The following is a 12158-nucleotide window of genomic DNA, read 5'->3' on the forward strand; positions in this document are numbered from 1 at the left end:
TCGCTTCCAACGCGAGCTGGAGCCACTGGACTGAGCAGAGTGGCAGAAGCGGCAGAAGCGGCAGAAGCCGTGCCCCTGGAACGCGTCCGCCTATAGCGAAATGTAGTAAGAAGACTTTTTAACATACTAAATGATTTCCCAGTTGCGCTGTGCGGCGACGGTCCGCAGCCGAGGTTCAGGCTGCACGGCTACCGGATGTCCGACGAGTTCGAGCACAGGCAAGTCCGAGTGGCTGTCACCGTAGGCATAGCTGTTGGCCCAGTCGATGTCCTGACCTTCTAAGGCTTCTTTGATTTTGATTGTTTTCAAAGGACCTTGAATATGGGAGACGGGCGTCCGGTGATCCAGAATATTGTTTTTATAGAGGATCTCCGTCCCGATGATGGTCTTGATCGGCAATTGTTTCGTGACCGCGTGAAGCAGCGGGGTGAAAGCGCCGGATACGAGCATGACGTAATCGTTGTTGGCTACGTGGTTTTTTAGGCGCTCGACGACATTCGGGTTCATATCGCCGTGCATCCGATCCGCAATCTCACCGAAGTACTGTTCAAGCTCAGGTTGTGTGAACGTCTCCAGCGCAGACAGGTAAGCCTGAACAGAGCGTTCGCGCATCTTTCGCTCCGGATAGATTTTCAGCTTGTGGCCGATATAGGGCGGCATGATAGCCCGGTAAAATTGGCGGTAGCGTTTACTGTGCTCGGGATGGTTCTTCAAATGATCCATCATCAGCTGGAAAGTTTCCTTCGAATACAAAGTTCCATCAAAATCAAATATGGCTACACGCAAGGCGATCAACTCCGGTTTCTGAATTTTTTTCTGCTGTTTCCATCATAGCGGAAATTAAGGCCTTCTTCCAGCGAATGGCAAATGCAGGTTTATGGATTTTCCTCTGCAGGGTATAGAAGCAGAAGTGAATGATTAAGTTACTGGAGGTTTTAGAATGGAAAAGCAGCGCATCACAGTGGGCTACGTCGAATTGACACAGGAAGAGTCGGACCGGCTATTCGAAGAAGTAAAGAAAGACAAAGATATTGAAAACTATAAAGAGCTTCAGGGATTGATGGATAATTACGATTCCGTGATTATTGAACCCGAAGCACGTCCGCTCGACGAAATCCTCGATGGAGACGAAGCAACCGATGAGCCCGAACAAGGCGGCACGCGTTATATCGAGGTTTTCAATAAACTCGAAGAGGATACCCGTTACCGTTTCAAATCATCTAATCAGGAATAAATTCAACCGCCCAAGTTGTGACTCGGGCGGTTTTGTTATGGATCAATGTCCTGATGGGGAATTTTTTGATCATTTGTCTGCACTCGATCATTAATTCCCTGAAATATTAAGCATTTCTCCGATCAATAAAAAAGGACAACCCATAACGGGTCATCCTTTCTTCAACTCTATTCTTCTGTGTTTCCGATGCAGCGTTCGCATTCATAGATGATTGACTCGCGTTGCTCTTTGATTTCGCATCCGCATTCCCGGCATTCCTTTTTTGAACGAGTTTCGTAAGTTTGTGTGTTTTTCATCATGATCTCCTCCAATAGGTTAGTTTAGTATTTCGTACCCAGGCAGTGTCAGGAATTCAGCAAAATCACTTTGCAAGGTAAGGTTTGTAAACAACTCGCGGGCTTCCGCGTAATTTCCGGATGAGTATCTTTCTTCGCCAACCGCTTGTTGGATCTTGGCGGCTTCTTCTTCGATGACTTCATGGAATAACGAAATATCGATTTTTCGGCCATCATTCAAAATTCCTTTCGGATGGCGAATCCATTGCCACACTTGAGAGCGTGAAATTTCAGCAGTCGCAGCGTCTTCCATCAGGTTATTGATGGGAGCGGCACCGTTGCCTGACAACCAGGAAGCGATATATTGGATGCCTACTGAAATATTAGAGCGAAGGCCGTCTTCGGTGATCGTACCCGTTGGAACTTCAACCAATTGCTCAGCAGTTACCTGGACATCTTCCCGTTTCTTATCGATTTGGTTAGGAGTCGGCATATGTTCGTCAAATTGTTCCATAGCGATCGCAACCATTCCAGGATGTGCAACCCAAGTGCCGTCGTGGCCGTCAACCGCTTCCCGGCGTTTGTCTTCCGCAACTTTTTGGAACGCTGCAGCGTTGGCTTCGTCGTTTCCTTTTACCGGAATCTGAGCAGCCATGCCGCCGAGTGCTGGTGCATTGCGCTTATGGCAGGTCTTGATGCACAGCTGTGTGTAGGCTCGCATGAATGGAACGGTCATCGTCACCTGTGAGCGATCCGGGAAAATGTATTCCGGCAGGTTGCGCATTCGTTTGATGACACTGAAAATATAATCCCAGCGACCGCAATTGAGGCCGGCAGAATGATCACGCAATTCGTAAAGGATTTCATCCATTTCAAATGCAGCCAGGATGGTTTCGATCAACACTGTTGCACGAATCGTACCTTGTGGAATTTCCAGTTCATCTTGTGCAAAGATGAAAACATCGTTCCAAAGGCGTGCTTCCAAATGGCTTTCCAGTTTAGGGAGGTAGAAATAGGGACCAGTTCCACGGGCAATCAATTCCTTCGCGTTATGGAAGAAGTATAATCCGAAGTCGACGAGACTTCCGGAAATTGGCTGTCCGTTAATGTGGATATTCTTTTCCATCAGATGCCATCCGCGTGGGCGAACCATGAGGACAGCAGTCTTTTCATTCAACGCATATTTTTTGCCGGTTTCTGGAGCTTCAAAGTCAATTTGGCGGCGAACTGCATCACGTAAGTTCACCTGACCGTCAATGACGTTGAACCAATTGGGTGCAGTGGCATCTTCCAGGTCTGCCATAAACATTTTAGCTCCCGAATTCAAGGCATTGATCAACATTTTTCGGTTGGTCGGGCCCGTAATTTCCACGCGTCTGTCTTTCATGTCCTCCGGAAGAGGTGCGATGGTCCAGTTATTTTTTCGGATATGCTTCGTCTCAGGCAGGAAGTCGAGTTTCTTTCCTCCATCGATTTCCTTTTGGCGTGCTTGGCGCTTTTCCAGAAGTTTGACTCGGCGCTGATCGAAATTATTATGCAATTTTTCAATGAAGTCCAAGGCTTCAGGAGTTAAAATAGTCTCCATTCCCGGTACTTCTTCACCTTTTATAGTCACAGTCGATTTTGTCAACAAACAAATCATCCCTTTCTGAGAAAAAAGTTTCAAGCAACTGTATTAATACAGTTTGTTTTGATGTATATTAATATATAACAGAAAATTCTAACTGTCTTGCAAACAGGACGAAAAGGAGTATTCAGCGACAAAGACAGTTATTTGGCGATAAAGCTCAAAGGTAGAGTTATCCGCCGCTGATCTGTATAGGAGAACAACACATTTGGAAGGGGAGTCGGGGATGGAGAACAGTATGTTGGAGCAGATGGGGTTTATCATTGGGGATTGGATTCCGAAAGAAGCATCGATTGCGATCGCGGTTGAAGGCAGCTACACCTACTATAAAGCGGGGGTGCACGACCTGCAGATTCTGGAAGGCCAACCGGTGCTTCCTGGCAGTATCGCAGCGCGTGCTAAAAAGGAAGGGCAGCGGATCGAAATGTTCGTCGAGGAGTCGATTTTGGGCACAGCCTATTATGGTATCGGTTATCCCATCAGGCTTGGTGATAAAGAAGGGGTGTTGGTGATCATCTTGCCGCCCGATTATCTGGTCCGCAAGAAACAGCCGATCCGGTTTCTGACAGGCAAAATCGATGAAGCATGGCGGCCGGTTCCGGTGGATATGGTTTCCCATATTGAAAGCAGCCAAAAGAAAACCTGGTTTTATACGGATAACGAAACCTACTGCTCCATCCATACGCTGAAAAATTTGAAGCATCAATTGCCCGACAGCTTCCTGCCGGTCCATCGTTCCTATATCGTAAATATCAATTATATAGAAGAGATCTCCCGGGACATTGCATCGAATTATCAACTGACGCTTAGGGACGGCTCGATTTTGCCGGTCAGCCAAAACTATACGGCGAGTGTCAGGGAGCGGCTTGGATTTTAAAATTTTTATCAGATACATAAAAGCCAGCTGAGGTTTCTACTCCTCAGCTGGCTTTTATTTAAATATTTTTCCTGGGTTCAACAGGTTATCTGGATCCAGCATGCGCTTCATGTTTTTCATAACGGCTATCGCCGCACCGTGTTCTGCATCTTGGTATTTCATTTTGCCGAGGCCGACCCCGTGTTCACCTGTGCACGTTCCTTCCAGTTCAATGGCGCGGTAGGCGAGTTTTTCGTTGATCTTTTCTGCAGCTAGTTTTTGAACGGGATCTTTGGCATCGTAAGAAATTGTCGTATGGAAATTGCCGTCTCCGATATGTCCTAAAGCGCCGCCTTCGAGTCCGCTTTCTGCAATAAGCTCAAGCGCGAAATCAATCAGTTCGGGAAGTTTTGAAATCGGTACGCAGACATCGCCGCCGGTGATCGTCATCCCGGCTTGGTGCCTGAAAGCGTAAGCCATTTCATGGCGGGCTTTCCAAATCAACGCCCGCTCTTCTGAATCGGCCGCAACACGCCAGTTTTCAGCATTCATATCGTGAAGCAGCTCCTGTGCCAAAGCGGCTTCTTCCTCGACGGCATTCTTCATGCCGGCAAATTCAAAAAAGAGGGAATGTTTTTCCGGCAATCCATAATTTCCGTAGGCATTCACTTTTCCGATGCTGTAGGCGTCCACAAATTCCATGCGCTGTACGGGAATGCCGCTCAGAAGGATCATATGGGCTGCTTCTGCACATTCGTGAGGCGTTTCAAAGGTGCAGCTGGCAGCGATCGTATGTTCCGGAATCCCGTGAAGCTTTAAGGTGATTTCCGTAATAAGGCCGAGCGTTCCTTCAGACCCGGTGAACAAACCAGTTAAATGATAGCCAGAAGAAGATTTCTTCGCCTTTGTTCCAGTATGTAGCAGCGTGCCGTCTGCCAACACCACTTCTAAATCAACGATTTGATCGCGCATGACGCCATAGCGGACAGCGGTGGTTCCGCTGGCATTATTGGCGACCATTCCGCCGATGGAGGCATCTGCACCGGGATCGACTGGAAATTGCAGGCCATGCCGGTTGATGATGCTGTTCAACTGCAGGCGCGTGATGCCCGGCTGAACGGTGACCAATAAATCTTCCGGTGAAAATTTCACCACCTGATTCATCCGTTCGAAGTTGAGGGAGATTCCCCCCATTACAGGTATCGCTTGGCCTTCCAGTCCAGAACCGATGCCGAATGGCGTGATGGGGATGGCGGACCCACGTGCAATTTCCATAATGGCCACTACGTCTTCTGTCGATTCCGGGAAACAGACCATTTGAGGCTCTACAGGCGTATGTTCGGATTCATCGTGGCTATGTCTGTATAATTCACTGACGCTGGTTGAATATTGATCTGCTTTTAAGGTGTTTTGCAATTGGATAATCCAGTGATTTGTCATGTAGAAAGAACTCCTTTATCTAAAAATACGAACTGATATCTGCAGGTTTAGCCTAAATTCGAATGCGGGTAAAGAAGTTAAAACGCTAACAGGGGGTAGCTATGAAAAAACCAATTGTTTTTGCATTGATTCTACTGATTCTGCTGGCAGCCTGCGGACGGCCCGATGATCAATCCACTTCGACGGAGCAAGGGGAAGGGGAAGAAACGTACACCATCCGAATGGCTTATCTGGTGCCTGAAGAGCATTCCGCCCACATCCAATCCTTGAAGTTCAAAGAAAAACTGGAAGAGGAGTCTGGCGGACGGCTGATCGTTGAGCTGTATCCAAATGGCCAATTATACGGATCGGACCGTGAAGCGATTGAAGCTGTGCAGCTGGGGAACTTGGAAATGACCATTCCAGCAGTGGCTCCACTGGCATCATTCAATGACAAGTTTCTGGTTTTCGATTTGCCGTTTCTGTTTAATGACTATGAAGCAGCTTATCGTGCGTTGGACGGTGAACTGGGACAGGAATTATTGGACAGTTTGGAAGACAGCGATTTAAAAGGTCTGGTATTCGGCGAAAACGGATTTCGGCACGTATCCAATAACGAACAGCCGATTGAAACGCCTGCAGATATGGAAGGGCTGAAATTGCGTACTTTAGAAAATCCGCTGCATACGGATACGTTTAAGGCATTCGGCGCAAATGCCTCACCATTTGCTTTCGGCGAGTTGTATACAGCCCTGCAACAGGGAACTTACGATGCCATGGAATGCCCGATCTCCCTGTACTACACAAACAAATTTTACGAAGTCCAGGATTATTTGACCTTGACCGGCCATGTCTATGCAGCTGCAATCGTTCTGGCCAATAATGATTTCTACGACAGTCTGCCGTCAGATCTTCAGGAATTGGTCTTGGAAGCTTCCGAGGAATTCCGGGATGAACAGCGTATACTTGCGCAGCAGCAGGATGTGGAATTTCTGGAGCAGCTGAAAGTTGAAGGCATGCAGGTAAACGACCTGACAGCCGAACAGCGCAACGCATTCCGCCAGGCTGCGCAGTCTGTTTATGATAAATACGAAAGCCAAATCGGAAAAGATCTGATCGACCGTGCATTAGCGGCAAATGAATAAGCAAGGATTTAAACCAGGAATCAGTTCCTGGTTTTTTGTCAGTTTCGTCTCTTTATTCTCCACAAACGTAATCAGCATATAGCAAAAATAACGCATGAAGTTGTTAGAAAATTGTAATTCTTACTATACAAACGAATCTGTCTATTCTATACTTTCTGTATACAGTATACACTGTATGAACTAAATATGTAGAGGGGAGGAATTATGGAGAAAATTATAAAACAAGCCACGCTGGCAGATCAGGCATATGAGTATATTAAGAAGATGATCATTACTGGAAAACTGAAACCGGGACAGGAATTGCCTGAAGAAAAACTGGCTCTGGAGCTGGGAATCAGTCGGACGCCATTGCGGGAAGCAATGAAAAGACTGGCTGTTGATGCGCTTATCGAGTTGAGGAAGCCAAGGCCGGCAATAGTGGCGGCCTTTACTTTCCAGGATGTAAAAGAAATTATGGAGCTTCGCAGACTGTTGGAAATCTACGGACTTGAAAATTTGTCGAAAGCAGATCAACAGCCTGTCATGCAGGAAATGAAAAAAAACATCAAACGCCAGTTTCAGGCAGTGAAGACGCAAAATGTCGTAGAATTTATGGATCTGGACCAGGAATTCCATTCTTTCTTATACCAGAACCATGGCAATAATCGCTTGAAAGAAATGATCAAAGGCATCAATAGCGGCGGCAGCAGAGCATTTTTGCTGTTATCTGATACGGCAGCCGACAGTGCAAAAAAAGCGTATGGTGAACATCTATCCATTATTCAGGCAATTGAAGAAGGAGATATGGGCAAAGCCAAGCAGCAGCTGGCAATCCATTTGGACAATATCGAAAATCGGCTGCTGAAATACATTACACAGGAGGAACTATGAAAAAACTACTCGGACTACTTTTTATCACATTAATTTTCCTATCAGCCTGCGGAAGACCGGACAGCGGAACAACGACAACTGAAGAAGGGGAAACGGGTGAAGATACTTATACAATCCGTCTTGCCCACCTGGTGCCTGAGGAACAATCTTCACATATCGCAGCAGTGGCCTTTAAGGAAAAACTGGAAGCGGAGTCAGACGGCCGCCTAACGGTTGAACTGTATCCGAATGGCCAATTGTACGGATCAGACCGGGAAGCGATTGAAGCAGTTCAACTGGGCAATGTTGAAATGACGATTCCAGCTGTAGCAGCAATGGCTTCATTCAACGAAAAATTCCAAGTGTTTGATCTGCCTTTCCTATTCAATAACAACGAAGCTGCTTATCGTGCGTTGGATGGAGATCTCGGTCAGGAACTGATGGCGGATCTTGAAAACAACGGCATGAAAGGCCTGGTCTTCGGCGAAAATGGATTCCGCCATGTCTCCAATAACAGAGGGCCGATTGAAACCCCGGAAGATATGGAGGGACTCAAAATGCGGACATTGGAAAGCCCGTTGCATACGGATACGTTCAATGCTTTTGGAGCAAACGCTTCTCCGTTCGCATTTGGGGAACTTTACACAGCACTCCAACAAGGCACGTACGATGCAATGGATTGCCCGATTTCCCTTTATTACACAAACAAATTCTATGAAGTACAGGATTACCTGACATTGACAGGCCATGTATACGCAGCTACTGCGTTATTGGTGAACAATGATTTCTATAATGGCCTCCCGGAAGATCTTCAGGAACTGATGATGGAAGCTGCTGAAGAATTCCGGACGGAACAGCGCGAGTTGGCTCAGCAACAGGATGGAGAATTCTTGGATCAGCTGGAAGCGGAAGGCATGCAGATCAACGACTTGACGGATGAGCAGCGCAACCAATTCCGTGAAGCGGCTGAGTCTGTTTATACGAAATACGAAGACCAGATTGGCAGAGATGTCATCGATCAAGCGTTGGCGGCAAATGAAGAATAAGTGAAAATGACAGTTGAAGAATCAAGGAAGAAATTCCTTGATTTTTCATTTTCAGCTGATTCGGCAATCAGTGAAAGAGAAAAATAGGCGAGTGGATAAACTTTCTCTTTAGGAAAGGAAGTGCATCAATGATCAAGAAATTCGAAAAGGCGGAAGAAGCATTTTTAGTCCTGACTTTAGTGGTGATGGTGGCGTTGATCTTCGGCCAGGTCGTTGGCCGCTATGTTTTTTCCAATGCACCCAGCTGGACAGAAGAGATGGCTCGCTATATACATATTTTCCAAGTGTGGATAGGAGCGAGTTATGCCGTAAAACTGCGGGAGCATATACGAGTGGAAGCTTTCATCACCCGGTTTAAAGGGTTGCCGAGAAAAGTTTTGGAAACCATCACTTTGGCAATTTGGTTTGGGATGGCGCTGTTTTTGGCGTATTTTGGAACAGACCTTGTCTTGAGCAGTATAGCCAATGGACAGGTCACTCCTGCAATGCAGCTGCCGATGTGGATTCCGTTTTTAGCAATCCCACTTGGCGGCATTGGGATGTGCATCAGACTTATCCAGCAATTGTTCAAAATCTGGAAAGGCGACTACGAGATGCATAAGGAAGGGGACCTTCCGGCATGACGATAGCTCTATTATTCGGAACTTTATTTATCTGTCTATTGATCGGTGTACCGATTGCAATTGCTTTAGGTGTCTCTGCCTTGACTGCCATCTATTTCGGCACGACCCTGCCGCTGAGCATCATCACTCAAAAAGCATTCACTTCATTGGATTCATTTCCATTGCTGGCGATTCCATTTTTCATGCTTGCGGGAATTCTTATGGGCAAAGGGGGCGTTTCCAAGCGTTTGCTGGCGTTCGCTTCTGCCTTGGTCGGTTGGATGACCGGCGGCTTGAGCATGGTGACCATCGTGGCTTGTATGTTTTTTGCCGCGATTTCAGGTTCAGGCCCGGCGACAGTTGCCGCGATCGGGGGCTTTATGATTCCGGCAATGATTGCGCGCAATTATGATGGTGGATTTGCATCTGCTGTTTCGGCTTCTGCGGGATCCATCGGCGTGATCATTCCGCCGAGCATACCCTTTGTCCTGTATGGTGTCATCGGAGGGGTCTCTGTCGGCAGCATGTTCCTGGCAGGCATCATACCTGGATTGATCATTGGATCCGGCCTGTTGCTCACAGCATATATCATCTCTAAAATACGCGGCTACAAACCGGAGCCTGGAGAAGCAACATCCATTGTATTTAAAGATGTCTTGAAAACCTTCTGGGATGCGAAATGGGCATTGCTGATTCCGGTTATTATCCTCGGTGGGATATACGGAGGCATCTTTTCGCCTACTGAAGCAGCTGTAGTAGCGGTAGTGTATGCTATAATTATCGGCAAATTCGTTTATAAGGAATTGTCCTGGAAAGGACTTTATGAAAGCTTCAGGGAAGCAATCGTCATCAACGCCACCACGATGATCATCATCGGTTTATCGGTGTCATTTGCGTACTTTATGACCATCGAACAGATTCCTGGAGAAATCTCCGATTACTTGACGGCCTTGTCGACCAACCCATTGGTGATTTTGCTGGCCATCAACCTACTGTTGCTGGTGGTGGGAATGTTCATCGATACCATTTCGGCATTGGTCGTCCTCACGCCGATTCTTCTGCCGATTGTGGTGACTGTGGGTGTGGATCCGGTTCATTTCGGTGTCATCCTGGTAGCCAACCTGGCAATCGGCTTCGTGACACCACCGCTCGGTGTCAATCTGTTTGTGGCTTCAAGTGTGGGCGGAGTACGCTTTGAGCGCATCGCCTATGCCGTTTTGCCTTTCCTGTTGTCGATGATCGTTTGTTTGTTGATCATCACATTCATTCCGGCCTTGTCTTTATGGCTGCCGGGACTTTATGAATAACGAAGATTTATAAATAGAGAAAGGTTGTCACTCATGAGCATTTCAATCAACAGCCTGATTGAGTCGATTCAAATTTCAGGCATCCGCCAGTTTTCAAATCAGTTGATCGATCATCCGGAAGCTATTAACCTTACAATCGGCCAGCCTGATTTCCCAACACCAGAGGCTGTCAAACAAGCCGGTATCGAAGCAATCAGAAACGATCAAACCAGCTATACACATAATGCGGGCTCACTTGAACTGCGGGCGGAAATCGCCTCTTTTTTCAGGGATTCATATGAATTGGACTTCGACCATAAAACCGAAATCATCGTCACCAATGGGGCAAGCGAAGGACTGGATTCCCTTTTCCGGGCAATTTTGGAGGAAGGCGATGAAGTCATCCTGCCTGCGCCGGCTTACCCGGGGTATGAACCCATCATAAAGCTATGCGGAGGAAAAGTTGTTTATCTGGACACGTCGGATACGGGCTTCCAACCGGATCCGCAGCGTCTGGAAAACTTGATCACCGAGCGCACCAAAGCGGTCTTGATGAACTTCCCTTCGAATCCGACAGGTGTCACGATGGAGTCTGTCCAGCTTGAAAAGGTAGCTGCTGTGCTGGAGAAGCATGAAGTTTTCATTGTAACGGATGAAATTTACAGTGAAAATTCGTATGGCGAAAAGCATTCTACTTTTGCCCGTTTTGAAAAGTTGAAAAATCGGACATTTTTGGTCCATGGGCTGTCGAAGTCACATTCGATGACCGGCTGGAGAATCGGCTTTGTGCTGGGTCCGGAAATGTATATGAAGCATGTCTTGAAAGTCCATCAGTACAACGCCATCTGCGCTTCTGTCCCAAGCCAATTCGCTGCACTTGAAGCGGTGAAGAACCAGCGCCATATTCCTGCCGAAATGAATAAAGAATATATTCAGCGCCGGGATTTTGTCTACGGCCGTTTGACAGCGATGGGCATTGATGTGGTTTTGCCGAAAGGTGCCTTTTATATCTTTCCGTCCATCGAGAAATTCGGCATGACTTCTTTTGAATTCGCTACGCGTTTATTGAAAGAAGGGGGAGTGGCTGCAGTGCCTGGCTCTGCATTCACGAAGTATGGGGAAGGCTTTGTGCGCATTTCTTATGCCTATAGCATGAATGTGCTCGAAGAAGGCATGGACCGCTTGGAGAAATTCATCAATACGCTGGAGTAATTACACACTGGATAGATGATTAATCTGCCCTCAACCGGGTAAAGTTCCTTAAACGAAAAGGAGCTGAACAGCATGGAAAATCCACGATTTTATCGATTTGAAGACGATGGGGCAATTCCGAATAACCCGTCGCTTGAAGTGATTGTGTATCCGGCTGCTTTCCAAGAAGATCCGGAGGGGATTGAAAAGGTCTTTAACAGCCATGAGTGGACAAACAGCTGGACCGGCGGTGTTTTCGAGTATCACCATTACCACAGCAATACACACGAAGTATTGGGAGTGCGCAGCGGTTCTGCAACGTTGCAGATCGGCGGCGAGCAAGGCGAGGCCTTAAAGGTGGCAGCAGGGGACGTATTGCTGCTCCCGGCAGGAACGGGGCATAAAAAGCTGGAAGCCAGTGATGACTTCGAGATAGTGGGTGCCTACCCTGGCGGTGTCGCCTATAACATGAAGACCGGCGAGCCAGGCGAACGGCCTTATGTGCTGGAAGATATCCAAAACACACCATTGCCGAAAATGGATCCTGTCTATGGCAATCAGGGACCTGTTATTGAGAAATGGACGTAAAACAGATAAAAGCCCTTTGCCAGTCCCTGGCGAAGGGCTT

Annotated in this window: 13 protein-coding genes; 9 read left to right on the plus strand and 4 right to left on the minus strand. The window is 47.3% G+C overall.

Annotated features, from left to right (window positions below):
• Window positions 1–126 precede the first annotated feature (126 nt).
• On the minus strand, window positions 127–786 hold the full coding sequence (locus ACRC6Q_RS05395; protein ID WP_431466012.1) for an HAD family hydrolase: 660 nt from the start codon (window positions 784–786) through the stop codon (window positions 127–129).
• Window positions 787–940: 154 nt separating this feature from the next.
• Between ACRC6Q_RS05395 and ACRC6Q_RS05400 the strand changes: the two genes are divergently transcribed.
• Window positions 941–1234, plus strand: a complete 294-nt coding sequence (locus ACRC6Q_RS05400; RefSeq protein WP_431466013.1) for a hypothetical protein — start codon at window positions 941–943, stop codon at window positions 1232–1234.
• Between the two features lie 167 nt (window positions 1235–1401).
• On the opposite strand, the gene ACRC6Q_RS05405 is transcribed toward ACRC6Q_RS05400, so the two are convergent.
• Entirely contained in the window at window positions 1402–1530 is a 129-nt protein-coding gene (locus ACRC6Q_RS05405; RefSeq protein ID WP_431466014.1) for a protein YhfH, read from the minus strand.
• Window positions 1531–1549: 19 nt separating this feature from the next.
• Window positions 1550–3151 (minus strand): malate synthase A, encoded by a 1602-nt coding sequence (gene aceB, locus ACRC6Q_RS05410; protein WP_431466015.1) that lies wholly within the window; start codon window positions 3149–3151, stop codon window positions 1550–1552.
• A gap of 211 nt (window positions 3152–3362) precedes the next feature.
• Here aceB and ACRC6Q_RS05415 point away from each other — a divergent pair, with 211 nt between their 5' ends.
• Entirely contained in the window at window positions 3363–4013 is a 651-nt protein-coding gene (locus ACRC6Q_RS05415) for a LytTR family DNA-binding domain-containing protein (protein WP_431466016.1), read from the plus strand.
• 54 nt (window positions 4014–4067) lie between these two features.
• Here the strand turns inward: ACRC6Q_RS05415 and ACRC6Q_RS05420 are convergent, their stop codons facing one another.
• Complete coding sequence (locus ACRC6Q_RS05420) at window positions 4068–5432, minus strand: FAD-binding oxidoreductase (protein WP_223634173.1); 1365 nt, start codon at window positions 5430–5432, stop codon at window positions 4068–4070.
• A gap of 101 nt (window positions 5433–5533) precedes the next feature.
• On the opposite strand from ACRC6Q_RS05420, the gene ACRC6Q_RS05425 reads away from it, so the two are divergent.
• The 7 genes from ACRC6Q_RS05425 (at window position 5534) to ACRC6Q_RS05455 (ending at window position 12118) form a co-directional block, all read left to right on the plus strand.
• A complete protein-coding gene (locus ACRC6Q_RS05425) occupies window positions 5534–6556 on the plus strand; it encodes a DctP family TRAP transporter solute-binding subunit (protein WP_223634171.1) in 1023 nt (340 codons plus the stop codon).
• 204 nt (window positions 6557–6760) lie between these two features.
• The gene (locus tag ACRC6Q_RS05430) at window positions 6761–7426 is read left to right on the plus strand and encodes a GntR family transcriptional regulator (RefSeq protein WP_431466017.1); all 666 of its coding nucleotides are present in this window, start codon (window positions 6761–6763) and stop codon (window positions 7424–7426) included.
• Window positions 7423–8451 (plus strand): DctP family TRAP transporter solute-binding subunit, encoded by a 1029-nt coding sequence (locus tag ACRC6Q_RS05435; protein WP_431466018.1) that lies wholly within the window; start codon window positions 7423–7425, stop codon window positions 8449–8451. The genes ACRC6Q_RS05430 and ACRC6Q_RS05435 overlap by 4 nt, the downstream gene beginning before the upstream one ends.
• Window positions 8452–8579: 128 nt before the next feature.
• Window positions 8580–9074, plus strand: coding sequence for a TRAP transporter small permease (locus ACRC6Q_RS05440; RefSeq protein ID WP_223634163.1), 495 nt, complete (start codon window positions 8580–8582; stop codon window positions 9072–9074).
• Window positions 9071–10360, plus strand: coding sequence for a TRAP transporter large permease (locus ACRC6Q_RS05445; RefSeq protein WP_223634161.1), 1290 nt, complete (start codon window positions 9071–9073; stop codon window positions 10358–10360). The genes ACRC6Q_RS05440 and ACRC6Q_RS05445 overlap by 4 nt, the downstream gene beginning before the upstream one ends.
• A 33-nt stretch (window positions 10361–10393) precedes the next feature.
• Window positions 10394–11551, plus strand: a complete 1158-nt coding sequence (locus ACRC6Q_RS05450; protein ID WP_431466019.1) for an aminotransferase class I/II-fold pyridoxal phosphate-dependent enzyme — start codon at window positions 10394–10396, stop codon at window positions 11549–11551.
• Between the two features lie 72 nt (window positions 11552–11623).
• A complete protein-coding gene (locus ACRC6Q_RS05455; protein WP_223634157.1) occupies window positions 11624–12118 on the plus strand; it encodes a cupin domain-containing protein in 495 nt (164 codons plus the stop codon).
• Window positions 12119–12158: the final 40 nt, after the last annotated feature.

It is taken from the genome of Planococcus sp. SE5232 (genome assembly GCF_050686535.1).
Taxonomy (GTDB): domain Bacteria; phylum Bacillota; class Bacilli; order Bacillales_A; family Planococcaceae; genus Planococcus.